Source organism: Saccharopolyspora elongata (assembly GCF_004348985.1).
Classification (GTDB): Bacteria; Actinomycetota; Actinomycetes; order Mycobacteriales; family Pseudonocardiaceae; genus Saccharopolyspora; species Saccharopolyspora elongata.
The window spans coordinates 1-24863 of the sequence record NZ_SMKW01000083.1 but is presented as its reverse complement, the minus strand read 5'-3'; the positions used below and the strand labels follow the sequence as shown (position 1 = coordinate 24863).

At 71.2% G+C, this 24863-nt stretch carries 28 protein-coding genes; 18 read left to right on the top strand and 10 right to left on the bottom strand.

What is annotated here, in order from left to right:
* The first annotated feature begins 74 nt into the window (after positions 1 to 74).
* The 11 genes from E1288_RS38300 to E1288_RS38250 all read left to right on the top strand — a co-directional run bounded on the left by E1288_RS38300 (position 75) and on the right by E1288_RS38250 (position 9033).
* Positions 75 to 695: an L-threonylcarbamoyladenylate synthase gene (locus tag E1288_RS38300; protein ID WP_093274135.1), complete on the top strand. Its 621-nt coding sequence runs from the start codon at positions 75 to 77 to the stop codon at positions 693 to 695.
* A 188-nt stretch (positions 696 to 883) separates the two neighbouring features.
* A complete protein-coding gene (locus E1288_RS38295) occupies positions 884 to 1507 on the top strand; it encodes a VOC family protein (RefSeq protein ID WP_132493573.1) in 624 nt (207 codons plus the stop codon).
* A 40-nt stretch (positions 1508 to 1547) separates the two neighbouring features.
* Positions 1548 to 2576, top strand: a complete 1029-nt coding sequence (locus E1288_RS38290; RefSeq protein ID WP_132493572.1) for a zinc-binding dehydrogenase — start codon at positions 1548 to 1550, stop codon at positions 2574 to 2576.
* Positions 2561 to 2989 (top strand): PaaI family thioesterase, encoded by a 429-nt coding sequence (locus tag E1288_RS38285; protein ID WP_235884110.1) that lies wholly within the window; start codon positions 2561 to 2563, stop codon positions 2987 to 2989. The genes E1288_RS38290 and E1288_RS38285 overlap by 16 nt, the downstream gene beginning before the upstream one ends.
* An 8-nt stretch (positions 2990 to 2997) precedes the next feature.
* The gene (locus E1288_RS38280; protein WP_132493571.1) at positions 2998 to 4509 is read left to right on the top strand and encodes a class I adenylate-forming enzyme family protein; all 1512 of its coding nucleotides are present in this window, start codon (positions 2998 to 3000) and stop codon (positions 4507 to 4509) included.
* Positions 4506 to 5225 (top strand): GntR family transcriptional regulator, encoded by a 720-nt coding sequence (locus E1288_RS38275; RefSeq protein ID WP_132493570.1) that lies wholly within the window; start codon positions 4506 to 4508, stop codon positions 5223 to 5225. Before E1288_RS38280 ends, E1288_RS38275 begins: the two co-directional genes overlap by 4 nt.
* The gene (locus E1288_RS38270; protein ID WP_132493569.1) at positions 5222 to 6013 is read left to right on the top strand and encodes an ABC transporter permease; all 792 of its coding nucleotides are present in this window, start codon (positions 5222 to 5224) and stop codon (positions 6011 to 6013) included. The genes E1288_RS38275 and E1288_RS38270 overlap by 4 nt, the downstream gene beginning before the upstream one ends.
* On the top strand, positions 6010 to 6777 hold the full coding sequence (locus E1288_RS38265) for an ABC transporter permease (protein WP_132493568.1): 768 nt from the start codon (positions 6010 to 6012) through the stop codon (positions 6775 to 6777). The genes E1288_RS38270 and E1288_RS38265 overlap by 4 nt, the downstream gene beginning before the upstream one ends.
* 34 nt (positions 6778 to 6811) lie before the next feature.
* Positions 6812 to 7600: an ABC transporter ATP-binding protein gene (locus tag E1288_RS38260; RefSeq protein ID WP_132493567.1), complete on the top strand. Its 789-nt coding sequence runs from the start codon at positions 6812 to 6814 to the stop codon at positions 7598 to 7600.
* Positions 7601 to 7613: 13 nt separating this feature from the next.
* Positions 7614 to 8591, top strand: a complete 978-nt coding sequence (locus tag E1288_RS38255; protein ID WP_132493566.1) for an ABC transporter substrate-binding protein — start codon at positions 7614 to 7616, stop codon at positions 8589 to 8591.
* A 238-nt stretch (positions 8592 to 8829) separates the two neighbouring features.
* A complete protein-coding gene (locus E1288_RS38250) occupies positions 8830 to 9033 on the top strand; it encodes a cold-shock protein (protein WP_010692713.1) in 204 nt (67 codons plus the stop codon).
* 94 nt (positions 9034 to 9127) lie between these two features.
* On the opposite strand, the gene E1288_RS38245 is transcribed toward E1288_RS38250, so the two are convergent.
* The 4 genes from E1288_RS38245 to E1288_RS38230 all read right to left on the bottom strand — a co-directional run bounded on the left by E1288_RS38245 (position 9128) and on the right by E1288_RS38230 (position 12612).
* Entirely contained in the window at positions 9128 to 10558 is a 1431-nt protein-coding gene (locus E1288_RS38245) for an MFS transporter (RefSeq protein ID WP_132493565.1), read from the bottom strand.
* Positions 10559 to 10582: 24 nt separating this feature from the next.
* Positions 10583 to 11035: a MarR family winged helix-turn-helix transcriptional regulator gene (locus tag E1288_RS38240; RefSeq protein ID WP_207954786.1), complete on the bottom strand. Its 453-nt coding sequence runs from the start codon at positions 11033 to 11035 to the stop codon at positions 10583 to 10585.
* A 31-nt stretch (positions 11036 to 11066) separates the two neighbouring features.
* Positions 11067 to 11615 (bottom strand): FABP family protein, encoded by a 549-nt coding sequence (locus E1288_RS38235; protein WP_207954785.1) that lies wholly within the window; start codon positions 11613 to 11615, stop codon positions 11067 to 11069.
* A 70-nt stretch (positions 11616 to 11685) separates the two neighbouring features.
* Positions 11686 to 12612 (bottom strand): TetR/AcrR family transcriptional regulator C-terminal domain-containing protein, encoded by a 927-nt coding sequence (locus tag E1288_RS38230; protein WP_132493564.1) that lies wholly within the window; start codon positions 12610 to 12612, stop codon positions 11686 to 11688.
* Positions 12613 to 12791: 179 nt separating this feature from the next.
* Between E1288_RS38230 and E1288_RS38225 the strand changes: the two genes are divergently transcribed.
* Both E1288_RS38225 and E1288_RS38220 read left to right on the top strand, forming a co-directional pair.
* Positions 12792 to 13367, top strand: coding sequence for a GNAT family N-acetyltransferase (locus E1288_RS38225; RefSeq protein WP_132493563.1), 576 nt, complete (start codon positions 12792 to 12794; stop codon positions 13365 to 13367).
* 1 nt (position 13368) lies between these two features.
* The gene (locus tag E1288_RS38220; RefSeq protein WP_132493562.1) at positions 13369 to 14529 is read left to right on the top strand and encodes a C45 family peptidase; all 1161 of its coding nucleotides are present in this window, start codon (positions 13369 to 13371) and stop codon (positions 14527 to 14529) included.
* A 2-nt stretch (positions 14530 to 14531) separates the two neighbouring features.
* On the opposite strand, the gene E1288_RS38215 is transcribed toward E1288_RS38220, so the two are convergent.
* Complete coding sequence (locus E1288_RS38215) at positions 14532 to 15467, bottom strand: LysR family transcriptional regulator (protein WP_132493561.1); 936 nt, start codon at positions 15465 to 15467, stop codon at positions 14532 to 14534.
* Positions 15468 to 15585: 118 nt separating this feature from the next.
* Between E1288_RS38215 and mdlC the strand changes: the two genes are divergently transcribed.
* From mdlC to E1288_RS38200, 3 genes are read left to right on the top strand one after another with little or no spacing between them, the layout of a single operon-like run.
* Positions 15586 to 17172, top strand: coding sequence for a benzoylformate decarboxylase (gene mdlC, locus E1288_RS38210; protein WP_132493560.1), 1587 nt, complete (start codon positions 15586 to 15588; stop codon positions 17170 to 17172).
* A 41-nt stretch (positions 17173 to 17213) separates the two neighbouring features.
* The gene (locus E1288_RS38205) at positions 17214 to 18539 is read left to right on the top strand and encodes an MFS transporter (RefSeq protein WP_132493559.1); all 1326 of its coding nucleotides are present in this window, start codon (positions 17214 to 17216) and stop codon (positions 18537 to 18539) included.
* Between the two features lie 42 nt (positions 18540 to 18581).
* Positions 18582 to 20042, top strand: a complete 1461-nt coding sequence (locus E1288_RS38200) for an aldehyde dehydrogenase family protein (protein ID WP_132493558.1) — start codon at positions 18582 to 18584, stop codon at positions 20040 to 20042.
* A 57-nt stretch (positions 20043 to 20099) separates the two neighbouring features.
* On the opposite strand, the gene E1288_RS38195 is transcribed toward E1288_RS38200, so the two are convergent.
* Positions 20100 to 20678 carry an ATP-binding cassette domain-containing protein gene (locus E1288_RS38195; protein WP_408014304.1) on the bottom strand — a complete coding sequence of 193 codons (579 nt, stop codon included), beginning with the start codon at positions 20676 to 20678 and terminating at the stop codon, positions 20100 to 20102.
* A gap of 218 nt (positions 20679 to 20896) precedes the next feature.
* Here E1288_RS38195 and E1288_RS38190 point away from each other — a divergent pair, with 218 nt between their 5' ends.
* Positions 20897 to 21466 (top strand): TetR/AcrR family transcriptional regulator, encoded by a 570-nt coding sequence (locus E1288_RS38190; protein ID WP_132493557.1) that lies wholly within the window; start codon positions 20897 to 20899, stop codon positions 21464 to 21466.
* A 28-nt stretch (positions 21467 to 21494) separates the two neighbouring features.
* Here E1288_RS38190 and E1288_RS38185 read toward each other — a convergent pair whose 3' ends face one another.
* Together E1288_RS38185 and E1288_RS38180 are read right to left on the bottom strand one after the other, a co-directional pair.
* Positions 21495 to 22664, bottom strand: coding sequence for a 4-hydroxybenzoate 3-monooxygenase (locus tag E1288_RS38185; RefSeq protein ID WP_132493556.1), 1170 nt, complete (start codon positions 22662 to 22664; stop codon positions 21495 to 21497).
* A 200-nt stretch (positions 22665 to 22864) separates the two neighbouring features.
* Complete coding sequence (locus tag E1288_RS38180) at positions 22865 to 23143, bottom strand: DUF6343 family protein (protein WP_132493555.1); 279 nt, start codon at positions 23141 to 23143, stop codon at positions 22865 to 22867.
* Between the two features lie 106 nt (positions 23144 to 23249).
* Between E1288_RS38180 and E1288_RS47495 the strand changes: the two genes are divergently transcribed.
* Positions 23250 to 23405 (top strand): hypothetical protein, encoded by a 156-nt coding sequence (locus E1288_RS47495; protein WP_165968478.1) that lies wholly within the window; start codon positions 23250 to 23252, stop codon positions 23403 to 23405.
* Here E1288_RS47495 and E1288_RS38175 read toward each other — a convergent pair.
* Both E1288_RS38175 and E1288_RS38170 read right to left on the bottom strand, forming a co-directional pair.
* On the bottom strand, positions 23393 to 23926 hold the full coding sequence (locus E1288_RS38175; protein WP_207954784.1) for a winged helix-turn-helix domain-containing protein: 534 nt from the start codon (positions 23924 to 23926) through the stop codon (positions 23393 to 23395). The two genes, E1288_RS47495 and E1288_RS38175, sit on opposite strands and share 13 nt — an antisense overlap.
* Before the next feature lie 266 nt (positions 23927 to 24192).
* Positions 24193 to 24684 carry a DnaJ family domain-containing protein gene (locus E1288_RS38170; protein ID WP_132493554.1) on the bottom strand — a complete coding sequence of 164 codons (492 nt, stop codon included), beginning with the start codon at positions 24682 to 24684 and terminating at the stop codon, positions 24193 to 24195.
* Between the last annotated feature and the right edge of the window lie 179 nt (positions 24685 to 24863).

The window sequence follows — 24863 nt, the reverse complement described above, 5'->3', positions numbered from 1 at the left end:
CCGGTCGATCGAATCCGCACCCCGTTGCGCCACGCCATTGAGCTCGGACTTGCGGGTCGACCTAAGCTCTGAGCATGGCGAAGTACTTCGACGTGCATCCGGAGAACCCGCAGCGGCGCGCGATCGGGCAGGTGGTGGACATCGTCCGCGACAACGGCCTCATCGCGTACCCGACGGACTCGTGCTTCGCGCTCGGCGCCCAGCTCGGCAACAAGGACGGCATCGACCGGATCCGGGCCATCCGGCACCTCGACGACCGGCACCACTTCACCCTGGTGTGCCAGAACTTCGCGCAGCTCGGCCAGTTCGTGATCATCAACAACGCGGTGTTCCGCGCCATCAAGGCGTCGACGCCGGGCAGCTACACGTTCATCCTGCCCGCCACCAAGGAAGTGCCGCGCCGGCTGATGCACCCGAAGAAGAAGACCGTCGGCGTGCGCATCCCGGACCACGTCGTGGTGCAGGCGCTGCTGGCCGAGCTCGGCGAGCCGATGCTGTCCAGCACGCTGCTGCTGCCCGGCGAGGAGGAGCCGATGACGCAGGGCTGGCAGATCAAGGACGAGCTCGACCACGTCCTGGACGCCGTGATCGACTCCGGCGAGTGCGGCACCGAACCCACCACGGTGATCGACTTCTCCGGCCCGGAGCCGGAGATCGTCCGCCGCGGCGCCGGCGATACCTCGCGCTTCGAGTAACGCGCCGGGCACTCCCCGCAAGCGGCTCCCACGATCTGGTGGGGGCCGTTTTTCGTTGCCCTGAACAGCAGGAACGCTCGCGTGCGACATCGCGGGCGTTCACATGGTGGAACGTATACACAAATCTTTGACGTGTACACATTCGCGGCAGAGGATGCACGCAACGCATCCGGACGGAGGACGAACCGATGGGCGAAGCGGAGACACCGGCGATCCCGCCGCGACTGGACCACGTCGTGATCGCCACGCCGGCGCTGGACGAGACGGTCGCCGAGTTCACCGCCCGTACCGGCGTGCGGCCCGCCGCGGGCGGCGCCCACCCGGACCGCGGCACCCGCAACTACCTGGTCTCCTTCGGCGGCGACAGCTACCTGGAGATCATCGGGCCGGACCCCGACCGCACCGTCGGCGACGACGCCCTCACCTTCGGGCTGGCAGCGCTGCGCGAACCCCGCGTGGCCGCCTGGGCGGTGCACCCGGCCGACATCGACGAGGCCGCGGCGCACATCGGCCCGGTCGGCCCGGGACAGCGCCGCACCACCACCGGCGAGCTGCTCGAGTGGCGCCTCACCGAACCGCCGAACGGGCTGCCCGGCGGCGTCGTCCCGTTCCTCATCGACTGGGGCACCACGACGTCGCCGGCCGTCGGACCGCCGGAGGTGGAGCTGGTGTCGTTCACCGGCAGCCATCCGGATCCGGTCGGCGTGCGCCCGGTTCTTACGGCGATCGGCACCTCGCTGCGGCTGGCCGCCGGACCCGCCGGGCTTGCCCTCACCCTCTCCGGCGAGCACGGCCTCGTCGAATTCCGCTGAACCGCACCGAAAACCGAACACGGATGGGAAAGCACCACCGATGACCGACACGATGCGCGCGCTGGTCCTGGAAGGGCACGGCGACCTCGATCAGCTCCGCCTGCGCGACGACCACCCGAAGCCCACCGCCACCCCCGGCCACGTCGTGATCAAGGTGCGGGCAACGTCGTTCAACTACCACGACATCTTCACCACCCGCGGCATGCCGGGCATCAAGATCCCGTTCCCGGTGGTCATCGGCCTGGACCTGGTGGGCGACGTCGCCGAGCTCGGCGAGGGCGTGACCGGCTGGTCCGTCGGCGACCGCGTGCTGGTGCACCCGATCCACCCGGAGCGGGGCCTGATGGGCGAGACCCTCGACGGCGGCCTCGCGCAGTACGCGCTGGTGTCGGCCGAGCAGCTGATCCCGCTGCCCGACGAGGTCGAGTACGCCCAGGCCGCGGCGCTGCCGGTGGCCTACGGCACCGCGCACCGGATGATCGTCGAGAAGGAGACCGTCAAGGCCGGCGACAAGGTGCTGATCCTCGGCGCCTCCGGCGGCGTCGGCACCGCATCGGTGATCCTCTGCAAGAAGCTCGGCGCGCACGTGATCGCCGCCGTCGGCGACGACGAGAAGGGCGCGAAGCTCAAGGAGATCGGCGCCGACGAGGTCGTCAACTACAAGACCGAGAGCTTCCTGGACTACGTCAAGGAGCACCACGGCAAGCCGCAGCGCTACAGCTACGACACCGGCGTCGACGTGGTGATCAACTACACCGGCGGCGACACCTGGGCGCCGACGCTGCGCTGCGTGAAGCTCGGCGGCAAGATCCTGGTCTGCGGCGCCACGGCGGGCTACGACCCGACCGAGGACCTGCGCTACATCTGGTCCTTCGAGCTCCAGGTGATCGGCTCTAATGGCTTCACCGGCGACGACTTCCGCGCCCTGCTGGACGGCGTGGCGGCCGGCGACTACGAGCCGCTGATCGACCAGGTCCTGCCGCTGTCCCGGGCCCGCGAGGGGCTGGCCCGGCTGGAGGAACGCAAGTTCATCGGCAAGATCGTCGTCGACCCGTGGGGCGACGAGTGATGGCCGGGCTGACCGCCTCCGACGTCGAGGAACTGCTGCGGGCCGCGCCCTACCACCGGTGGCTGGACCTGCGGGTCGTCGAGCTGACCAAGGACCGCATCGAACTCACCGCTCGCTGGCGGGAGGAGTGGGTCGGCAACCACGAAACGCGTGCCACGCACGGCGGGATCCTGGCCTCGCTGCTGGACCTCGCCGCCGACTGGGCGCTCACCGGCACCATCGGCCGCGGCGTGCCCACAGTGGACCTGACCGTCAACTACCTGCGCGCGGCGCTGCCGGGCGACCTGCGGGTGATCGGCCGCCTGATCCGGCCCGGCAGGCAGGTGTCGGTGGCCGAAGCCGAGGTGCTCGACCAGGACGGCCGGACCGTCGCCATCGGGCGGGGCACCTTCCTGTCCGCCGTGGCGCAGTGAGGAAGAGCATGAGCGACTTCGACTACCGCAACCAGGGCGACGTCGTCACCGCCGACCGGCCGGACGCGCCGGCGATCATCGCAGTGACCGGATCCGGCGCCCGCCGGCTGACCTACCGCGAGTTCGACGCGGCCGTCGACGCGGTCGCCGCCTGGACCTCGGGCCAGGGCCTGAGCCGCGGCGATGCGGTGGGCGTTCTCGGCGAGAACACCCCGGAGTGGCTGGTGGCGTTCTACGTCCTGCAACGCGCCGGGTTCGTACCGGTGCCGGTCAGCTACAAGCTGCCCAGCGACGGCGTCGCGTACGTGCTGGAGAACGCCGGTGCGAAGGCGGTTTTCGCCGACGCGCGTGGCGGCGAGCTCGTCGCGGGCAGTGGCGTCCGGGTGTGGGAGCTCGACGGCCTGATCGAGCGAACGCCCCGCAGCGACGGGAAGTTCGCCTCGGTCGTGCCCGACCCCGAGGACCCGGCGATGATCCTCTACACCTCGGGTTCCACGGGCCGCCCGAAGGGCGTTGTGCTGTCCCAGCGCAGCCACCTGTGGGTGCTGGGCTTGCGGGCGAGCACGCCGGGCCCCGCCGACGCCCGCTACCTGGTGGCCGCGCCGCTGTACCACATGAACGCCCTGGCCAACTGCCAGCAGGCGTTCGGCGTCGGCGCGACCGTGGTGCTGCTGCCCAAGTTCTCCGCGCGGCAGTTCCTCCAGGCAGTGGAGGAGCACCAGGTGACCCGGGTGACCGGCGTTCCGCCGATGTTCGCGCTGCTGCTCCGCGAGGACGACCTCGTGGCCACAGTGGACACCGGCAGCGTGATCGACGTGTTCATGGGCTCCGCGCCCGCATCGCAGGCGCTGTTCCACGACGTCCGCGCCCTGTTCCCGCGCGCCGACCTGCACTTCGGCTACGGGACGACGGAATCCGGACCGGTGGCGTTCACCGATCACCCGGGCGGCCTGCCCACCCCCGACGGCTCGGTCGGCGTGGCCGACCCCGACGTCGAGCTGCGGCTGGTGGATTCCACCGGCGCGACCGCCACCGGCGAGGGCGTGCTGGAGATCCGCTGCCCGGCGCTGATGACCGGCTACCACCGGCGGCCCGACCTGCCCAGCCCGGTGACCGCGGACGGCTTCTACCACACCAAGGACGTCTTCCGCGTCGACGAGAACGGGTTCTACTTCTTCACCGGCCGCGAGGACGACATGTTCACCAGCGGCGGCGAGAACGTCTACCCGGCGGCGGTGGAGGAGATCCTCGAATCGCACCCGGCCGTCCGCCAGGCCGCGGTGATCGGGGTGCCCGACGAGATCAAGGGCCACAAGCCGGTCGCGTTCGTCAGCCTCCGCCCGTCCACCCAGGCCGGCCCCGACGAGCTGCGGAAGCACGTGCTGGACAACGCCGAACCGTACGCGCACCCGCGCCAGGTCTGGATCGTCGACGAGCTGCCGCTGTCGTCGACCAACAAGATCGACCGCAACGCGCTCGCGCGCCGCGCGGCGGAACTGCTCGGAGGTGCGGCGACGTGAGCACCGCCGACGCGGCCGCCGAGCAGTACGCGAACCTCCGCAGGCTGATCCTGGAGCAGCAGCTCAAGCCGGGCACCGTGCTGCTGGAAACCGCGCTGGCGGCCCGCTTCGGCGTGTCCCGCACGCCGGTCCGGGAGGCGCTGGCGCGACTGGCCCAGGAAGGCCTGATCACCAAGCAGAAGCGCGGCTACGTCGTGGACGAGCTGAGTCCGGAGGAGATCATCGAGGTCTTCGACGTGCGCATCCTGCTGGAGTGCGCCGCCGTGGAGAAGGCCGCCACCGACTGCGACGACTTCCGGCTCGCCCACCTCGAACAGCTCACCGAGCAGCTCGACGAGCTCATCGCGACGCTGCGGACCGCGATCGACAACGGCGACACCGTGACGCAGGCCGCTACCGGCGAGGCGATCCTCGCCGCGAACGTGCGCTGGCACGAGGCGCTGCGCGCCGGCAGCCGCAACCGGACGCTGATCCGGATGATCAACCAGCTGATGGACGTGCAGAAGATCTACAACCCGCTGATGAAGGTCCAGGACCTGGCGGAGATCTCCAAGGGCCAGCAGCAGCACCACGAACTGGTGGCCGCGCTGCGCGACCACGACCCGGCCCGGGCCCGCGAGATCATGGCCGACCACCTCACCAGGGTGCGGCAGATCCGGGTCGCCGAGTTCGCCCGCAGCCTGCATTCCGCGGAACAGCGCGGGAGCACGTCATGACCGCCGTGCACACCGCCCGGCCCACCCGGCCGGGCTGGCAGCTGGCGGCGGGCACCGTCGTGGTCCTGCTGGCGCTGGAGGAGATCCTCACCCGCACCGGCGTGCTCCCGGCGGACTACTTCCCGCCGGTCAGCCAGATCGTCGCGGCGCTGCTGCCGGAACTGGCCGGGGCGCAGCTGTGGCTCCAGCTCGGCCAGACGCTGCAGGGCTGGTTCGTGGCGCTGGTGCTGGCGACCGTGCTGGCGGTCCCGCTCGGGCTGCTGCTGGGCCCGGTGTGGTGGGTGCGGGCCCTGACCAGGCCGGTCGTGGAGTTCCTCCGCCCGGTCCCGTCGGTGGCGCTGATCCCGCTGGTGGTGCTCGCGCTGGGCACCGGCAAGCAGAGCGAGCTGTTCCTGGCCACGTTCGCGGCGTTCTGGCAACTGCTGGTGGCCACGACGGCGGGCGCGGGAGCGGTCGACCAGGTCACCGCGGAAACCGCCCGCTGCTACGGGCTGACCAGGGCGCAGACCCTGCGCTGGGTGGCGCTGCCCTCGGCGCTGCCGTACCTGATGACCGGCATCCGGGTCGCCTCGGCGACCTCGCTGATCCTGGTCGTCACGGCCGAGATCATCATCGGCGTGCCGGGCCTGGGCGCGCAGATCAGCCTCAACCGCGCCGGCGGCTCGCCGGACCTGATGTACGCGTACATCATCGTCACCGGCCTGCTCGGCTGGCTGATCAACATCGCGCTGTCCGCGGGGGAGCGGCGGCTGCTGCACTGGGACGCGGCGAATCGGGGCCCGCGATGAACCGACGAGTCCTGTCCGCACTGCTCGGCGTGGTCGGCGCCGTCGCCACCGTGGCGATCTGGTGGCTGGCCACCGAGAACTCCGCCAGCGTCTACTTCCCGCCGCTGAGCCGGATCCTGGAAACCGCCCAGGAGCACTGGCTGTCCGCCGAGGGCCGCGCCGACATCGCCTCCAGCATCGGCAACCTGCTGTCCGGTCTGGTCATCGGCGTCGTCGTGGGCATCGTGGTCGGCGTGGCGCTCGGCCAGGTCCCGCTGCTGCACCGGGCGCTGTCGCCGAGCATCGAGTTCGTCCGCGCCATCCCGGCCACCGCGCTGCTGCCGTTCGCGATGATGCTGTTCGGGCTGGGCACCGAGATGAAGGTGTTCCTGATCGCGCTGGGCTGCGTGTGGCCGGTGCTGCTCAACGCGCTGGACGGCACGCGTTCGCTGGAGCCGACGCTGCGCGACACCGCCAGCGTCTACGGCATCACCGGCGTGCGCCGGCAGCTGAACATCGTGCTGCCCGCGGCCGCGCCGCGCATCGCCAGCGGTATCCGGGTCGCCATCCCGCTGAGCCTGATCCTGACGGTCACCAGCGAGATGGTCGGCAGCCACCAGGGCATCGGGTTCGTCATCGTCGACGCGCAGAACACCTTCCGCATCACCGACATGTGGTCCGGCGTGCTGCTGCTCGGCGTCCTCGGCTTCGCCCTGACCTGGCTGTTCGGCGTGGCCGAGAAACTGCTCCTGCCCTGGGAGAAACGCGCGGAGCGGGCGCGATGAGGCGCACTCCACTTCGGACACCGGTGAGGATGACATGCTCGAAGTAACCAACATCGCCAAGGAATTCCCCACCCGCACCGGGACCGCGCGGGTCGTCGACGACGTCACCTTCACGGTCGGCGAGCGGGAGTTCTTCACCATCGTCGGCCCGTCCGGCGCGGGCAAGACGACCGTGCTGCGCTGCCTCACCGGGCTGGCCAAGCCCACGGAGGGCACCGTGCGGTTCAACGGCAGGGAGGTCGTGGGCCCGCCACCGGAGTTCGCGGTGGTGTTCCAGGACTACGCCCGCTCGCTGATGGCGTGGTTCACCGTGCGGCGCAACGTCGAACTGCCGCTGCGCAACCTCGGGCTGTCCGCAGCCGAGCGGCGCGAGCGCGTCGACACCGCGCTCGCGCAGGTCGGCCTATCCGCGGCGGGCTCGAAGTACCCGTGGCAGCTCTCCGGCGGCATGCAGCAGCGGGTGGCGATCGCCCGCGCGATCGCGTACCGGCCGCAGGTGCTGATCATGGACGAGCCGTTCGCCTCGGTCGACGCGCAGACCCGCGCCGACCTGGAAGACCTCCTGCTGCGGGTCCGCGACGAGACGGACCTGGCGCTGGTGTTCGTCACCCACGACGTGGACGAGGCGGTCTACCTCAGCGACCGGGTGGCGATCCTGAGCCGCTCGCCCAGCCGGATCGACGAGATCGTGCCGATCGACCTGCCCGCGCAGCGGGACCAGATCGGCACCAAGGAACTGCCGGAATTCGCCCGCCTGCGGGCACACGTGTTCAGCCGGATCAGGGCAATGGTCAACACCGCCGAGCCCACGTCCGCGCATTAGGTTGGAGGAGAAAATGCGGGGAATCCCCAGGGTTTTCGCGGCGCTGGTCGCGTTGTTCGCGGTGGCGGTGCTGGCCGCCTGCGGCGGGCCGGAGCTCACCAAGACGGCCGACGGCCGCACCGCGCTGCGGGTCGGCATCATCCCGACCATCGATGCCGCGCCGCTGTACCTCGGCGTCAGCGAAGGCATCTTCGCCAAGCACGGGCTCGACGTGACGGTGCACGTCGCCGACAGCGGGGCCGCGCTGATCCCGGCGACGGTGAAGCAGGAGAACCAGATCGGCTACGCCAACGTGATCAGCGACTTCCAGGCCGCCGAGCAGGGGCTGGACATCAAGCTGGTGCACAACTGCTGCGGCTCCGGCGCGGACCCGGCCAAGGACGTCTCCCAGGTGCTGGTCAAGCCGGACGGCCCGATCCGCACCGTCGGCGACCTGGCGCACGCCAACATCGCGGTCAACTCGCTGCACAACATCGGCGAGGTGAGCATCAAGATGGCGCTGGAGAAGCGCGGCGTGGACGTCTCCGGCATCCGGTTCACGCCGATGCCGTTCTCGGACATGAACGACGCGCTCAAGCGCGGCGACGTCGACGCGATCTGGCAGGTCGAGCCGAACGTGCAGGCCGCCCTCGCCGCCGGGTTCACCCCGCTGATCTCGAACTTCGTCGAGGCCCGCCCGGAGGCGACGCTGGGCTACTACCTCACCAGCGGCGCGTTCGCGAAGCAGAACCCGCAGGTGGTCCAGGCGTTCTCGGACGCCATGGACGAGGCGAACCGGTTCGCCACCGAGCACCCGGACAAGGCGCGCGAGGCGGTGGTGACCAACCTGAGGTTCAACCCGGAGATCGTCTCGACGGCGAACCTGCCCACCTATCCGCAGGGGCTCGACCGCGCCAGCGCCGCGGAGTACGCCACCTACGCGGTCAAGTACGGCGCCATCGAGAAGGCTCCTGACCTGGACGGACTCTTCTGGTCGGGGCCCGCGAACTGATCATGCGGGCGGCGGCGACACGCCCGGGAAAACCAACCCGACACGAACCCCGCCGACCGTGTAGTGTCTACGGCGGTCGTATTTTTCTGGGGTCGTGTTCGCGCACACTCGCAGGATAGTGATGCGAGCGTGCTGCTATCTGGTTGTAGCTGGAGAAGTCGCCGTTCGAGATCAGCGACCCAGGCGGTTACGAAGTGTGACCGCCTGTAGTAGTACCGGCTCCCAGAAGGAGAGAGACATGGCACAGGGAACCGTGAAGTGGTTCAACTCGGAAAAGGGCTTCGGCTTCATCGCGCCTGACGACGGCGGTGCGGACGTCTTCGTCCACTACTCGGCGATCGACGCGCGCGGTTTCCGCAGCCTCGACGAGGACCAGAAGGTCACCTACGAGGTCACCCAGGGCCCGAAGGGCCCGCAGGCGAGCGACGTTCGCATCGTCTGAGTTCGGGTGATCCGGCCGGTACCGGATTCCGGGCCGGCCCCTGAGCTGCGCGGAGGCCCCGCACCCCACCGGGTGCGGGGCCTCCGTCCTTTCGTCAGGCGCGCCGGTGGCGGAGCAGCCCGAGCAGCGAGGCGACGAGCAGGAAGCCCGCGAGGATCGCGACCGCCAGGCCCATCCGGTGCAGCCCGGCGTCATCCGCGTGCACGCCGAGCACCAGCGCCAGGAGCGCGGCGGCGAGGTTCGCGCCGACGTACTGCGAGGTGCGGTAGAGCCCGGACGCCGCGCCCATCCGCTCCGCCGGGGTGGCCGAGTACGTCGCGCTCTGGTTGCCCATGTTGTTGAACCCGTTGGGCAGCCCCAGCATCGCGGAGATCACCAGCAGCAGCGGGATCGGCGAGTCGGCGTCCGGCACGGTCAGCAGCAGCCCGCCGACGCACAGCGCAGCGGTTCCGACGATCAGGGCCGCGCGCGGCCCGCGGCGGCGCTGCAGCCGGGTCGCCAGCAGTGTCGACACGGCGCCGACGGCGGCGATCGGCAGCACAACCAGCCCGGCGCCGACCGGGCCCAGCCCCCGGGTTTCCTCCAGCCACTGCGGCAGGCCGTAGAACACGCAGTAGAACGCCGTGTAGGTCACGATCGTCCGGCCGTAGGTGAACGACAGCCCGCGCCGCGCCAGCAGGCGCATGTCCAGGAACGGATCGCGGGCGCGCAGGCCCCACCAGACCGTCAGCGCGGCGGCCGGGACCGCGACGCCCAGCCACCACCACTCCGGTGTCGCGGTCAGCGACAGCAACCAGAACATCAGCGCCGTGATCGAGACCGCGAACAGCAGCATGCCGACCGGGTCGACCTGGGCGAGGGCCTTCAGCCGGCCGCCGCCCCGCACGGGCGGATCCGCCGGGCCCCACCGCATGATCACCGCGCCGCCGACCAGCGCCAGCGGCACGTTGATCCAGAACACCCCGGCCCAGCCGAAGCCGCCGACGAGCAGCCCGCCGAGGGAGGGGCCGAGCGCGGCGGTGACCTGCGAGCAGATGGCGAGCGCGGCCAGCGCGTTGCCCGGGCGGGAGCGCAGTTGGTCGGCGGCGCGGCGGATCATCGCGACGCCGCACGGGTACTGGGCCGCCGTGCCGATGCCGATCAGGACGCGGCAGACCACCAGCGCCGCGATGTTCGGCGCGAACGGGGCCGCCGCCGAGGTGATGCCGACCAGGACGAGACCGGCGAGGCTGGTGCGGCGCGGGCCGAGCACGTCGGCGATGCGGCCCATCGCCGGGGCGGCGACGGCGGTGGCCAGGTAGAGCGCGGAGACCAGCCAGGTCACCGAGGTGCCCGCGTCGAAGTGGGAGCGGATGCCGACCAGGGCGACCGCGATCATCGACGAGTTGAGCGGCTGCAGGATCGTGCCGAAGGCGATCGGGGTGATGAACCTGCCCGGTAACTCCGGCTCGGGTTTCGCCGACCGCGGAAGATCTTCAGCCTTGCTGTCTTTTTGTGCGGATGGTTCGGGTGTGGTTCGTGGCATCGGTCATCTCGGCTCGGAGCTGGGTCAGGAGTCGGCGAGGCGGTCCAGCAGCCTGGCGGAGAGCACCAGCAGCTCCCGCTCGACATCGGTGAGACCGGTCATGGCCTGGGCCAGCCACGCCTCGCGCCGGCCCCGGTCCCGCAGGACCTGGCTGCGGCCGGCCTCGGTGATCCGGACGATGGCGGCCCGCCGATCGGCCGGGTCCGTGTCGCGCGCGGCCAGCCCGGCATCGATCAGGTGCTGCACGATCCGGGCCATGGACTGCGGGGTGACCCGCTCGGCGGCGGCCAGCGCGCTGGCGGTCCCCGGACCGTCGCGTTCCAGGCGGCCCAGCACCGCCAGGCGCCCCAGGGTCAGCTCGCCGGACTCGCGCTCGGCGCGCAGCCGCCGCGCCAGGCGCATCACGCCCATCCGGACCTCGGTGGCCGCCGCGGCGATCCCGGCGGTGTCGTCGGCGGCGGGATCGTCATGGGTCATGTATTCAGCATAGCTGTTCTTCTCGGCTCGGTCAGAGGCGCTGCAGCCGGGCTGTGACGTGAGGCGTCATCGGCAGGCCGACCATGGCGCGGCTCTCGGCGTAGTGGAGCGCGCCGTCGGCGTCGAGCGCGTAACTGCGCTCTGCGGCCTCGACGTCCTTCGCGGTCGCGGCGCGGACGACGGTGTCGGTGGCGAGTTCCCAGCGCTGCGGGCTCGCCGTGCCGTAGAACAGTTCCAAGATTCCGGTGCAGTGGCTGATCAGCAGCTCTAGGTTCCCGTCGGGTTGCGGCCGCCACCAGCCGGTTTCCCACGCCGCCGGCCGCAGGACGTTGCCCTCGGCGTCGAGCAGCCAGGCTCGCGCCTCGTGGCGCAGGAACGGCCGCCCGTCGTGGGCGATCGTGACCTGCTGCCCGAACCGGTACGGCCCCTCGATGCTCGGGTAGTCGACTTCGCCGGCCCCGCGCCACACGCCGACCAGATCCTGCAGCGGCGCGCACGCGCCGTGCAGCGGCGGCCCGCTGCGCAGGTCCGTGGTCTCGGCCGGGATGGGCAGCGGAGCGTGCTCACTGGAAGAACCCATGCGGGCAGGGTAGCGGCACGATCAACGCAGGTTCGTCGTCCACTGTGGAATCCGCGGCCGGCCCGATTCGCTAGGGGCGGCGCACCGGGGCGGTGCCGCGCTCCAGCCGGGCCTGCAGGCCGTCGAGGTTGCGGGTCAGCGCGTGCTCGAAGAGGCCGTCGATGTCGTCGACGACCTCGCTGTTCAAGTCCGCGAGCATGGGGAATCGTCCGGTCGCGTACAACGCCTTCACCTGGTCGTCCAGCGACCTCCACCACTGCTCGGCGCCGACACCGGTCGCCTCCTCTGCCTCGGCTTCGGATTCCCGGGACAGCGCGAGGCCGCGCACCATCGACGGCAGCGTCAGCGCCTCGCGCGCGATCTCGTCCGGGTCCAGTCCGAGGCCGTCGAGGGCTCGCAGGGTCCATTCGGTGTGCGCCATCGCCTCCGGCACCAGCTGCGGACGCGTCATGGACACCGCGCTCGCCAGCCAGGGATGCCGCAGGTAGAGCTCCCACTGCGTCCGGCACACGAGTTCGAGCTTCGCCCGCCAGCCGGGCGGGCCCGGTTCCGGCAGCGGTCGTTCGAGGAACGCGACGCGCATCATCTCGCGCACCAGCTCGTCCTTGCTCGCCACGTGCCGGTAGAGCGACATCGGGCCGACCCCCAGGTCGGCCGCGATCCGGCGCATGGACACCGCTTTCGTCCCTTCGGCGTCGGCTGCCGCCACCGCGGCGGCGACGATCCGCTGCAGGGTCAGCGGCGGTTCGGCCGGGCGGTCCGGTGGCGGCTGCGGCGCCGCGCTGACGACCGTGCCCGCGCCGCGCCGCGCTTCGACCAGCCCTTCGCGGCGGAGCTCGGCGAGCGCCTTCGTGGCGGTGGCCATGGCCACGCCCCATTCGCGGGTGATCGAGCGGGTGGACGGCACGCGGTCGCCGGGGCGCAGCTCGCCGCGCACGATGCGATCGCGGATCGCCGAAACGATCCGCAGGTACGGGGGCTCGGTCCCTCTGGTCATCGGCACCTCCGGCGGCATCGTAATCGTACTAGTGCACTAGGTTGACGAACTAGTGCACTTCTTTCGCATGGCTTCATGAAACTGCGTATTTACAGGAGCATTGATCTCGCACGAGCATCTGCGGACAGAGTTAGATACGGTGTACCCATGATTGAGTACGGCGTATTGCGGAGGACTTGATGCACGATCCCGAAGCCGTCGTCGGCACGCTCGTGTTGGCGTTCGACGACGACCCGTTGACGAGCTGGCTGTTCCCCGATGCCGAAGATCGGCGAGTGGCCCTGCCCCACGTCTTCGGTCCCGCGGTCGCGGCGTCGATCGAAGCGGGGGAGCTCGCCGTGGCCGGTGCTGGCTCGGCGGTCGCGGTCTGGCTGCCGCCGGCGGACCACGATGCGGAGATCGGTGGCGACCGCGAGCTCCCTGCCGCGTTCCTGCCGCACCTCGAACGGCTGGAGATCTTCAACAGGCTCGTGCTGGCGCGGCATCCGCGCGGGCGCGCGCACCTGTACCTGCCGTTCCTCGGTGTCCGGCCGCAGCGGCGTGGCGAGGGGCTGGGATCCGCGCTGCTGGCCGACCGGCTGGCCCGAGCCGACGCCGAAGGCGCGCCCGCGTACCTGGAGGCGAGTTCGCCCCGCAATCGGCCGCTTTACGAACGCCACGGCTTCCGGGAGCTGGGGGAGCCGGTCGTGCTGCCCGGCGGGCCGACGGTGCGGCCGATGTGGCGGGACCCGAAGACCGACGAAGAGGAGAACTGAGATGAGCGTGACGAGCGAGATCATCGCCGGTGGCGACGACGACTTCATGACGGTGCGGAAGGTGACCGCGGCGGGCGGCCAGCGGGAGATCGGCCGCGCGCTGGCCGCCGAGGCCGCCGCGACCTTCGGCTGGGCGCCGGTCCTGGTCGACCCGGTGGTGAACCGGGCGCGACGCGCCTGGTTCGAGCGGAACTGGCCGCAGCACCACGAGCGGATGTGCGGCGCGGCCGAGGCGGCCGGGTTCGACCCCGACGACGACCGGGTGTACCTCGACGGGCTGACCGGCGTGCCGAGCGGATCGGCCTGCTCGGTGACCTACCTCCGGCCGTCCGCGACGAAGGAGGGGCACGGGCTTTTCGGGCGCAACTACGACTTCTTCACCACCAGCGCCGAGGAGATCTTCGCGGCGCTCGGCGGGCCCGAACCGGCCGTGCCGCGACCGCCGATGGCATCCAGGCCCTACGTGCTCAACAGCATCCCGGACGCCGGCCCGACCACGACGGTGCTCACCATGAACGAGCTCGACGGCTGCATGGAGGGCATCAACGAGCACGGGCTCGCGGTGGCCTTGCTGATCGCCGACGCGGAGAACACCACGCCGCCGGTCGAGGCGGGCCCGCAGGTCGGGATCTCCTCGGCGCAGCTGCCCAGGTTCGTGCTGGACACCTGCGCCACGGTGGACGAGGCGAAGCAGGCGCTGCTCGGTGCCAAGCACTACGACCTGGGTGTGCCGCTGCACTACCTGATCGCGGATGCGGCGGGCAACGCGTTCATCTGGGAACGCGGCGACGCCGGTATCGAGCACATCATCGACATCGACGGCGACGCACTGTGCCTCACCAACCACCTGGTGCACAAGCAGCAGGCGGGAGAACTGCCGCCGGACAACGAGGAAACGCTGTGGACCTACGGGCGGTACCGGACGCTGGTCGACCGCACCGGCGGCTCGGTGATGTCCGGGGAGCTGCTGCGCGCGACCCTCGACGAGATCGGTTTCGACGCCACCAACGCCGGGCACTACCCGGTCCGGACACTCTGGCGCACGGTGTTCGACCTCGACGAGCGCACCATGTCGACGCGGTTCTACCTCGGTGACACCGCGACCGGCGGCCTGCGGCACAGCGCCGAGCTGACCTTCGGCCCAGGCCTGCTGGCGGGCTGACCTCAGCCCTGCGCCGCCGGCCCCTCGGTGTCCGATGTGGACGGTTCGCGGCGCAGGGTGTCGCGGACGAGGTCGCGCAGCCAGTCCGTGCCCGGCGCGGGAATGGCCCGCCGGTACGTGTAGAGCGCGACCTCGACCGTGGGGATCTCGAACGGCAGCTCGAAGGTCCGCACCCGCGACGAGCGGGTGAACAGGCCCGCGACGCCGCTGGGCACCGCCGAGAGGTAGCGGGTGCGGGCGAGCAGCTCGGGCAGCACCGCGAAGTGCGGCACCCGCGCCGCGACCTCGCGGCGGTGCCCGAGCCGGGTCAGCTCCTGGTCCGCGTCGACGTGCCCGGCGGCCGGGTCCACCACGATGTGCCGTTCCCGCAGGTACTCGTCCAGGGTGGGGCGCTCGCCGATGCGCGGGTGATCGCGGGCGATCAGCCCGACGTAGCGCTCCTGGAACAACCCGTCGCGGCGCAGGTCCGACGCGTCGATGCGCGGCGTGCAGATGACGGCGTCGGTGCGCCCCTGGCGGAGCTGCTGCGGCGCGGCGGCCATGTCCAGCGGCGTGACCTCGACGGTGCAGCGCGGCGCCTGCTCCTCCAGCCGGGCCAGGATCGGCGGCAGCAGGCTGATCTCGCCCAGGTCGGTCGCGCAGATCCGGAAGGTGCGCACCGACGTGGCCGGGTCGAACCGGCCCGCCCCGGAGACCGTCTCGTCGATCACCTCCAGTGCCTGCTGCAGGCGCGGGTACATCCGCTCCGCGATCTCGGTCGGCGCTAGGCCGTCGGGGGAGCGGGCGAACAGCTCGTCGGCGAACTGGCGCCGCAGCCGGCGCAGCGCGTGGCTCACCGACGGCTGCGTGATGAACAAGGCTTCGGCGGTCTTCGTCACGCTGCGGGTCTCGTAGAGCAGCACGAAGGTGCGCATCAGGTTCAGGTCCACGTCGACCACGCAGTGAGAATAAGTCTTGTCTATGCCCGGATCAACAGCATTCATTAGGACTATGACCACTGCTTGCCTAGGGTGGCGGGCATCACCGAAAGGCCCACCGAGCCGGAAGCGAGCACCGATGCCCGACGTGCGCCAGGCGACCTACGACCTGCTGCGATCGCATGATCTGACCACGATCTTCGGCAACCCCGGATCCAACGAGCTGCCGTTCCTGGCCGGCATGCCGGCGGACTTCCGGTACGTGCTCGGCCTGCACGAGGGCGCCGTGCTGGCGATGGCGGACGGGTACGCGCTGGCCCGCGGCGGTTCGGCGCTGGTCAACCTGCACGCGGCGGCCGGCACCGGGAACGCGCTGGGCCCGCTGACGAACTCGGTGTACTCGCACAGCCCGCTGATCATCACCGCCGGGCAGCAGGTGCGCTCGACCATCGGCCAGGAGGTCATGCTGGCCAACGTCGACGCCGCGACGCTGCCGAAGCCGCTGGTGAAGTGGAGCTGCGAACCGGCGTGCGCGCAGGACGTGCCGCGCTCGATCAGCCACGCGATCCACATCGCTAACCTGCCGGCGAAGGGCCCGGTGTACGTGTCGGTGCCCTACGACGACTGGGGTCAGGAGGCGCCGCCGGAAGCCCGGCACTTGCTGGAGCGCACCACCGGCACCGCCGGTTCGCTCAGCGCCGCGCAGCTCGCCGACCTGGCCGGCACCCTCGACGCGGCCGAGAGTCCGGTGCTGGTGCTGGGACCGGAGGTCGACGCGCAGTACGCCAACGACGACGCGGTGCGGCTCGCGGACCGGCTGGGCGCGCCGGTGTGGATCGCGCCCTCGGCGTCGCGCTGCCCGTTCCCCACCCGACACCGCAGCTTCCGCGGCGTGCTGCCCGCCGCGGTCCAGGGCGTCACCAACGCGTTGGCGGGCCACGACCTGATCCTCGTCGTCGGCGCGCCGGTGTTCCGCTACCACCAGTTCGTGCCCGGCGAGTACCTCCCGGCGGGCGCCCGGCTGATCCAGCTGACCGGCGACCCGGGCGAGGCCGCGCGGGCGCCGATGGGGCAGGCGCTGGTCGGCGACGTCAAGGACGCGCTGTCCAGGCTGGCCGACGCCGTCACCGCCGGGCGCCGCCCGGAGCTGCCGTCGCTGCCGGAGCACCCGCCCGCACCCTCGGGCGGCGACCGGCTGCACCCGGCGGAGCTGTTCGCGGTCCTGCGGGAGAACGCGCCGGCTGATGCCGTTTACGTCAAGGAATCCACTGCGACCGCGGCCGATTTCTGGGCCCAGATGGACCTTTCGCGGCAGGGCAGCTACTTCTTCCCGGCCTCCGGCGGGCTCGGCTTCGGGCTGCCCGCCGCCGTCGGTGCGCAGCTGGCCCACGACGACCGGCAGGTGATCGGGCTCATCGGCGACGGCTCGGCGAACTACGGCATCACCGCGCTGTGGACGGCCGCGCAGTACGAGATCCCGGTGATCATCGTGATCCTGAAGAACGGCACGTACGGCGCGCTGCGCTGGTTCTCGAAGGTGCTCGACGCGGGCGAGACGCCCGGCATGGACGTGCCCGGCATCGACTTCGTGCAGATCGCGGGCGGCTACGGCGTCGCGGCGACCTCGGTGCGCACCCGCGAGGAGTTCGCCGACGCCCTGGCCGCCGCGCTGCGCTCCGGAAAACCGGCCGTGATCGAGGCCGAGACCGAACTCACCGAACCCTGACCGGCCGTTCCCCTACGGCAGCGGAACCCCAAGGAAAACATATGGCCCGGCAAACAGTTGGGACCGTGGTCGGCGATGCCCGGCTCAACGGCTTCCACATCAAGGTCCTGATCATGTGCTCGTTGCTGATGATCGTGGACGGCTACGACATGGTGTCCTACGGCACCGTGATCACGCACCTGATGGACGAGTGGCACATGAACCCGGTGACCGCCGGGACGCTCGGCTCCGTCGCGCTGGTCGGCATGCTGGTCGGTGGCCTGTTCGTGGCGCCCCTGGCCGACCGGTACGGCAGGCGACCGCTGATGATCACCTGCGTGACCATCGCCAGCATCGCGTCGTTCAGCTGCGCGCTGGCCACCGGGCCGGCGCAGCTGGGCGTGCTGCGGTTCGTCGTCGGCGTGTCGCTGGGCGCGCTGGTGCCCAACTTCAACGCGCTGGCCGGTGAAATCGCGCCGCGGCGGGCGAAAGCCCTGTTCGTGACGCTGGTTTCGTCGTTCTACTCGGTGGGCGGGATCGCCGCCGCGGTGTTCGCCATCTACATCGAGCCGCTGTGGACCTGGCGCGGCGTGTTCTACGTGGCGGCGATCCCGCTGCTGATGGTGCCGTTCCTGCTGCGCCACCTCCCGGAATCACCGGACTTCCTGGCCACCCGGGGCGACCGGGAGCGGCTGCTGGTCGTGCTGCGCAAGATCGACCCGGCCGCGGAGCTGGACGACGTGGTCGTCGAACGGAGCGCTGCGGCGGGCAAGGCCCGGCTGCGGCAGCTGTTCGCCGGCGGCAACGCGATCAACAACGTGCTGATCTGGGTCTTCTTCGCGATGTGCATGCTGCTGAGCTACGGGCTCAACACGTGGCTGCCGAAGCTGATGCAGACCGCCGGCTACCCGCTGGGCTCGGCGCTGTGGAACCTGGTGGTGCTCAACCTGGGCGGCATGGTGGGCGCCATCGCGGGCGGCTGGATCGCGGACCGCTGGAACTACCGCAACACGCTGGTGGCGTACTTCGTGCTGGCGTCCGCCTCGCTGATCGGCCTGTCGTTCAACCCGAACTCGGTGCTGCTCAACGTGCTGCTGTTCGTCGCCGGGGCGGCGACGGTCGGCGTGCTGGCGATCATCCACGCGTTCGCCGTGGAGTACTACCCGGCCGCGGTGCGCTCCACCGGCGTCGGCTGGGCCGCCGGGATCGGCCGCATCGGCGCGATCGGCGGCCCCACGCTCGGCGGCGCCCTCTTGGCGCTGGAACTGCCGTTCCAGCAGAACTTCATCGCCGTCGCGGTCCCCGGTGCCATCGGCGCGGTCGCCGTGGCGCTGGTGGCCGGGAAGAAGTTCCGCACCCCGGAACCGGAGCGGGCAGCCGCGAGCTGACCAGGACCACAAGTTCGATTCGCTTGAGAAAGGCCGTTGTACATGACGATTCTGGATGTCGAACGCTGGGCGAAGCGCGTTTTCACCGGCAGCTGGAGCACGGCGAGCGGCACCCCGACGGAGGTCGTCGAGCCGGCGACCGGGCAGGTGCTGGGACACGTCGGCGCCGCCACGCCCGGTGATATCGACGAAGCGTGCGCCAAGGCGGCCGCCGCGCAGCGGGAGTGGGAGAGCACGCCGTTCGAGGAGCGCGCCGCGATCATGCGCCGCGCCGGGCGGCTGTTTGAGGAGCACGCCGAGGAGATCCGCCGCTGGATCATCCGCGAGGCCGGTTCGATCCCGCCGAAGGCGGAGCTGGAGGCGCACAGCGCGGCCAACGAGTGCTTCGAAGCGGCCGCGCTGCCGTCCCACCCGGCCGGTTCGCTGCTGCCGTCGGCGGACGGCCGGCTGAGCCTCAGCCGCCGGGTGGCCGCCGGGGTCGTCGGCGTCATCGCGCCGTTCAACTTCCCGCTGATCCTGTCGATCCGCGCCGTCGCCCCCGCGCTGGCGCTGGGCAACGCGGTGGTGCTCAAGCCCGACACCCGGACCGCGGTGTGCGGCGGCGTGGTGCTGGCCGCGATCTTCGAGGCCGCCGGTGTCCCGGAAGGCGTGTTCCAGATGCTGCCGGGCGGCGCCGACGCCGGGGCGGCGCTGGTGGCCAACAAGCACACCCGCGTCATCGCGTTCACCGGCTCGACCGCCGCCGGCCGCACGGTCGCCGAATCCGCCGCGACCCACTTGAAGCGCGCGCACCTGGAGCTCGGCGGCAACAACGCGCTGATCGTGCTGCCGGACGCCGACGTCGCCGCCGCCGCGTCGGCGGGCGCCTGGGGATCGTTCCTGCACCAGGGGCAGATCTGCATGGCCGCGGGCCGGCACCTGGTGCACGAGTCCATTGCGGACGAATACGTGGCCGCGCTCGCCGAGAAGGCCCGCAACCTGCCGGTCGGCGACCCGAACACCGCCGAGGTGGCGCTGGGGCCGATCATCGACGAGCGGCAGCGCGACAACATCCACCGGCTGGTCACCGAGAGCGTCGCGGCGGGCGCGACGCTGGCCGCCGGCGGCGAGTACGACGGGCTGTTCTACCGGCCGACGGTGCTCGACCACGTTCGCCGCGACACACCGGCGTTCTGCGACGAGATCTTCGGCCCGGTCGCGCCCGTGCTGCGCTACCGCACGGTCGAGGAAGCCGTCGAGATCGCGCGCGACACCGAGTACGGCCTGTCGCTGAGCGTGCTCGGCGGCGACGCCATGGCGGCGTGGGAGGTCGCCAAGCAGATCCCCAGCGGCCTGGTGCACGTCAACGACCAGACCGTCGGGGACCACGCGCACATCCCGTTCGGCGGCGTGGGCGCCTCCGGCAACGGCGGTCGCGTCGGCGGCGCGGAGGCCAACCTGGAGTCGTTCACGGAAACCCAGTGGGTCACCATCCAGGGCAAGATCCAGCAGTACCCGTTCTGATCCGCGACGGCATCGAGGACCGGCTCGACCTCCCCGAGTCGAGCCGGTCGCTCGCCATCAGCGCGGGCTCGCCGCGGCCGTGGAGAGCTGCCAGTAGCCGGCGTAGCGGCCGCCGCGGTGCAGCAGTTCGTCGTGGCTGCCTTCCTCAACGATCCGGCCGCCGTCGAGGAAGACGACGCGATCGGCGCGCTGGACGGTCCGCATCCGGTGCGCCACCATCACCACCGTCCGGCCCGCCATCAGGCGCTCGACGCCTTCGTGGACGGCCGCCTCGTTCACCGGGTCCAGCGCGGAGGTCACCTCGTCCAGCAGCACGATGGGCGCGTCCTTCAGCAGCGCACGCGCGATCGAGACGCGCTGGCGCTCACCACCCGACAGCAGCGCGCCGCCCTCGCCGACGTTCGTCGCCCATCCACCGGGCAACCGCTCGATCACGTCGTCCAGCCGCGCCGCGGTCGCCGCCGCCCGCACCGCGGCGTCGTCGGCGTCGGGACGGCCGAGGCGCACGTTCTCCTCGATGGTGCCGTCGAAGAGGTAGACGTCCTGGAAGACGATGGCGATCTGCGCCATCACGTCGTCGCCGACGACCTTCGCCAGCTCGCCGGTCCGGCGCCGGGAGAACCAGCCGATCGGCACGTTTCCCAGCCGCGCGGCCAGTTTCCGGCGATGCCCCGCCCCGGGGGCCTGGCATCCGATGGGGGTGCGGCCGGTGCGCCGGCCACGGCGAGGTCGGTGGTGGTCATCGCTCTCCCGTCTTCGTCGATCCCGCCGGGGCTCGGGCAGTCGTCCGCCACGACAGTTTCGCTACTGATGGTATCGATACCGATCGTAGCGAAAGTTGTTATCGTGTGGCCATGCCCCGAGCGACCGCATCCGCCAGACCCCCGGGCCGCCCGCGCGCCGGCATCGACGCCGAGGTCTTCGCCGCAACGCTGAGCACGGTTGACGAGCTGGGGTACGCGGGCGCGACGATGGATCGCATCGCGGCGGCGGCGGGCGTGGCGAAGACAACGATCTACCGCCGCTGGCCGTCGAAGGGCGCGCTGATCGCGGACTGCCTCGTCGACGCGTTGGGCCCGGTGCCGCTGACGGGCACGAGCCGGGAAGAGGACATGGCGTCGGCCATCCACTGGGTCGCGGCGAAGATCGGCGAGCCCGGGATGGGGGCGGCGTTCGCGGGCGTCTTCGTCGACGCCGTGAGCGATCCGGCCCTGCGCGAGGTCCTGTCCACGCGGTTGCAGGACCCGTACCGGATCGCGCTCCAGGAGGCGCTCGGCGAGCCGGAGAACCGGGTCCTGCTCCTCATCGACGTCGTCGTCGGAACCCTGCTCCACCGGATGGGCATGACCGGCGCGCCGATGGTCGACGAAGACGTCACCGCACTGGCGGAGATGGTCCTCCGCCACTTCGCCGATCCGGCCTAGACCTTCGGCCGGACCGGCGGCTCGACGGTCAGTCGAAGGGCGTGCCGACGTAGTTCTCGGCGAGCAGGGTGCGGCCGGCCCGGGAGCGGGTGACCGTGTCGAGCTCCGCGAGTTGGCGGTTGTGGTCGAAGCCGCTGGCCTCCGGCATGCGGTGCAGCATCGACGTCATCCACCACGAGAAGTGCTGCGCCCGCCAGACCCGCGGCAGCGCCGTGGCGGTGTAGGCGTCGAGCGCGGTGCGGTCGCTCTCGGCGAAGAAGCGGGCCATGGCGCGGGAAAGCACGTGCACGTCGGCGATCGCCAGGTTCATGCCCTTCGCGCCGGTCGGCGGCACGGTGTGCGCGGCGTCGCCCGACAGGAACAGGCGGCCGTACTGCATCGGCTCGCAGACGAAGCTGCGGAAGTGCAGCACCGACTTCGAGAAGATCGGGCCCTCCTTGATCTGCGCGCCCTCCACCCGGGTGTGCAGCTCCTGCCAGATCCGGTCGTCGGACCAGTCCTCGACCGTGTCGTTCGGGTCGACCTGCAGGTAGTGCCGCTGCACGGTCGCCGAGCGGGTGCTGATCAGGGCGAAGCCGTTGCGGTGGTGCGCGTAGATCAGCTCGTCGGAGGACGGCGGTGCCTCGGCGAGGATGCCGAACCAGGCGAACGGGTACTGCCGGAAGTGGTCCTGCCGCGGCTTCGGCGCCGGGATCAGGAACCGGGTCATGGTCCGCGATCCGTCGCAGCCCGCCACCAGCCCGCAGGTCAGCTCCTGCTCGACGCCGTCCTGGGTGAAGCGGATCGTCGGCGCGTCGCCGGTGATGCCCTCCACCTGCACGTCGGAAACGCCGAAGCGGATGTCGCCGCCGTCGGCGAGGCGCTTGGCGATCAGGTCCTTGAGGACCTCGTGCTGCGGGTAGACGGTGACGCCGCGGCCGCCGGTGAGGTCGGCGAAGTCGATGCGGTGCCCGCGGCCGCCGAAGCGCAGCTCGATGCCCTCGTGCACCATGCCCAGCCGGCGGACGCGGTCGCCGACGCCGGTCTCGGTCATCAGGTCCACGGAGCTCTGCTCCAGCACGCCCGCGCGGATGGTGCCCTCGATCTCCTCGCGGGTGCGGGTGTCGATGACGACGGACTCCACACCGCGCTGGTGCAGCAGGTGCGAGAGCATCAGCCCCGCGGGTCCCGCCCCGACGATCCCGACCTGGATCTCCATGTGCCGCTTCCCTTCTCGCGCCGCCGCGGCACCGGTGCACTCCGACGTGACCGGCACCGCAGACCGGCCCCCACCATCGGTTGCGGGCCGGGGGAGAAGGAACGCCCCTTTCCGTTCACCGGAAGCCCGATCGTGGCAGCCGGTCAGCGGGCGGTGGCGTCCTCGGGCACGGAGAGGTCGCGGCTTGTCAATGCTCTTGCTCAGCCGGGTTCGCCGCGTCGCTTGCGGTGGACGACCCAGCCGAGGTCGACCGCGGCGATCGCCGCGAGCACGACCAGCACCCAGCCCAGCCAGGCCAGCTCCGGCACCGCCAGGAACAGCAGGACCGCCGCGCCCGCGCAGAACACCAGGCCGAATCCGGCCAGCCAGATCCGCAGCGTGAGGGCGCTGCGGGCGTACGGCGCGCCGGCGAATCCGGCCAGGGGATCGTGGTAGCCCGGCAGGCCCCGCTCGTACTCCTCGCGCTTGCGCTTCGGCATGCCACCCGGCTACCCGTTCCGGCGCCGTTGCTCACCTGTCCACTGTGGACATGTGCCGGAAAATGTGTTGCACCCCGAATGGCGGTATGTCCGATACTGCCGGAATGTGCGAGCATCCCGGTGCTCGACAACGGCGGCTACCGCGCGGCGATCGAAAGCGGGCGACCGCCGCGAGCTGTTCACCGCCGCCGACGGCACCGAGCTGCACTGGCCCGACGGCGCCCGCTACGTCGCCCGGAAGCTGTCGGCCTACAGCGCGTAGGGGTCGGGCTCGATCTCGACCTCCGAGGTGTGGTCCACCCGGTAGCCGACCCCGCGCACCGTGGTGATCAGGTCCAGGCCGGGGCCGAGCTTGCTGCGGATCCGCCGGACGTGCACGTCCACGGTGCGGGTGCTCGGCGAGCTGTTGAGGTGCCACACGGCGTTGAGCAGCGCGCCGCGCCGGTGCACCCGTCCCGGGTTCTCGCACAGGAACAGCAGCAGGTCGAACTCCAGCCGGGTGAAGTCGATGAACGTCCCGTCGGCCCGCACGACTCGGCGCGGGGCGACCAGGATCCGCAGGGCGGGCTCCACCGGGGCGGGCAGCGCGCGCAGCCGCGGCGCCTGCGGCCGGGCTTGCACCTCCACAGTGGACTGGCCCGGTATCTCGGCCAGGGCGCGGATCTTCCGGGCGAAATCGCGTTCCAGCGAGGCCAGATCTCGTTGCGGGACGACGAACCGGGCGGTCACCTCGATCACCGCGCCACCGTCCGCCGGTTCCAGGTATGCGGCTTCCAGCGTCATTGCACAGGTCTCCGTCTCATCGCGGCGCGGGCGCATCCCGGCGCCGGGCGAACAACAGCAACCCGGCGGCAGGCGGCTCGGACGAACAGCGGAGCGGCGCCGGGGCAAGGGGAGATCAGGTGCGCGGACAAGCCGCGGAAGCGACCCACAGCAGGTCGATGTGCGCGCGCTGCACGAGCAGCGGTCCCGGCGTCATGAGGTTGATCAAAGCAGCGTCGGAGATTTCCGTCAAAGCCGTTCACAAGGTGGGAAACCGCTGGCCGGGGTTACCGCCGCAAGCGTTGCCACCAGCGGGATTTCCGCGGCGCGGCCGCGGCCGGCTCGACGGGCTCGGCCGCGGGCTGCCGCACCGGCTCGGGCCGGCCGACGCGCCACGAAGCGACCACCTCGTCGACGTTCACCGGGCCGATGGCCACCTGCGGCCCGGTCGGCGCGCGGAGGTGCTCGACGATCCGGCGGTTCAGGTCGGCGGCCACATCGCGAACGGCCTGCTCGGTGGTCAGGTCGCGCACCGCCTCGGGCAGCCGCTCGGCCTCCTTGCGGAGCTGCAGCGGGGTGGGCAGCAGCGCGTCACCGGAGAGGCCCTCGCGGCGGATGTAGTCCTTGACCCACCACAGGTCGTCCAGCGGCGCGCCCGCGCCGGGCAGCGGCTTGCCCGCGCCGGGCAGGTCGTCGAAGTCGCCGCGCTCCTGTGCGGTCCGGATCTGCTTGTCGACCCATGATTCGAACGTGACACCGGGTGGTTTGCGCTCGGTCATGCCCCGATTGTCGGCCACGGCGCCGCCGCGATGCCACCGGCTAGCCGCAATACCGGTCGTTTAAGTGATCTTGGCTGGTCGAGGTCGGTGTCCGGTCTTGCTGGGTGCGGTGATGACGGCCGCTGAGGGGGATGGCCTGCTGTCCTGGCGCTGCTGGCGGTGGCGTGCCCGTTTGACCG

Excerpts from the sequence above, each read along its gene's own strand:
- E1288_RS38300 (WP_093274135.1), top strand. The coding sequence starts at position 75 with ATGGCGAAGTACTTCGACGTGCATCCGGAGAACCCGCAGCGGCGCGCG.
- E1288_RS38295 (WP_132493573.1), top strand. The coding sequence starts at position 884 with ATGGGCGAAGCGGAGACACCGGCGATCCCGCCGCGACTGGACCACGTC.
- E1288_RS38290 (WP_132493572.1), top strand. The coding sequence starts at position 1,548 with ATGACCGACACGATGCGCGCGCTGGTCCTGGAAGGGCACGGCGACCTC.
- E1288_RS38280 (WP_132493571.1), top strand. The coding sequence starts at position 2,998 with ATGAGCGACTTCGACTACCGCAACCAGGGCGACGTCGTCACCGCCGAC.
- E1288_RS38270 (WP_132493569.1), top strand. The coding sequence starts at position 5,222 with ATGACCGCCGTGCACACCGCCCGGCCCACCCGGCCGGGCTGGCAGCTG.
- E1288_RS38265 (WP_132493568.1), top strand. The coding sequence starts at position 6,010 with ATGAACCGACGAGTCCTGTCCGCACTGCTCGGCGTGGTCGGCGCCGTC.
- E1288_RS38260 (WP_132493567.1), top strand. The coding sequence starts at position 6,812 with ATGCTCGAAGTAACCAACATCGCCAAGGAATTCCCCACCCGCACCGGG.
- E1288_RS38255 (WP_132493566.1), top strand. The coding sequence starts at position 7,614 with ATGCGGGGAATCCCCAGGGTTTTCGCGGCGCTGGTCGCGTTGTTCGCG.
- E1288_RS38250 (WP_010692713.1), top strand. The coding sequence starts at position 8,830 with ATGGCACAGGGAACCGTGAAGTGGTTCAACTCGGAAAAGGGCTTCGGC.
- E1288_RS38245 (WP_132493565.1), bottom strand. The coding sequence starts at position 10,558 with ATGCCACGAACCACACCCGAACCATCCGCACAAAAAGACAGCAAGGCT.
- E1288_RS38240 (WP_207954786.1), bottom strand. The coding sequence starts at position 11,035 with ATGACCCATGACGATCCCGCCGCCGACGACACCGCCGGGATCGCCGCG.
- E1288_RS38235 (WP_207954785.1), bottom strand. The coding sequence starts at position 11,615 with ATGGGTTCTTCCAGTGAGCACGCTCCGCTGCCCATCCCGGCCGAGACC.
- E1288_RS38230 (WP_132493564.1), bottom strand. The coding sequence starts at position 12,612 with ATGACCAGAGGGACCGAGCCCCCGTACCTGCGGATCGTTTCGGCGATC.
- E1288_RS38225 (WP_132493563.1), top strand. The coding sequence starts at position 12,792 with ATGCACGATCCCGAAGCCGTCGTCGGCACGCTCGTGTTGGCGTTCGAC.
- E1288_RS38220 (WP_132493562.1), top strand. The coding sequence starts at position 13,369 with ATGAGCGTGACGAGCGAGATCATCGCCGGTGGCGACGACGACTTCATG.
- mdlC (WP_132493560.1), top strand. The coding sequence starts at position 15,586 with ATGCCCGACGTGCGCCAGGCGACCTACGACCTGCTGCGATCGCATGAT.
- E1288_RS38205 (WP_132493559.1), top strand. The coding sequence starts at position 17,214 with ATGGCCCGGCAAACAGTTGGGACCGTGGTCGGCGATGCCCGGCTCAAC.
- E1288_RS38200 (WP_132493558.1), top strand. The coding sequence starts at position 18,582 with ATGACGATTCTGGATGTCGAACGCTGGGCGAAGCGCGTTTTCACCGGC.
- E1288_RS38190 (WP_132493557.1), top strand. The coding sequence starts at position 20,897 with ATGCCCCGAGCGACCGCATCCGCCAGACCCCCGGGCCGCCCGCGCGCC.
- E1288_RS38185 (WP_132493556.1), bottom strand. The coding sequence starts at position 22,664 with ATGGAGATCCAGGTCGGGATCGTCGGGGCGGGACCCGCGGGGCTGATG.
- E1288_RS38180 (WP_132493555.1), bottom strand. The coding sequence starts at position 23,143 with ATGCCGAAGCGCAAGCGCGAGGAGTACGAGCGGGGCCTGCCGGGCTAC.
- E1288_RS38175 (WP_207954784.1), bottom strand. The coding sequence starts at position 23,926 with ATGACGCTGGAAGCCGCATACCTGGAACCGGCGGACGGTGGCGCGGTG.
- E1288_RS38170 (WP_132493554.1), bottom strand. The coding sequence starts at position 24,684 with ATGACCGAGCGCAAACCACCCGGTGTCACGTTCGAATCATGGGTCGAC.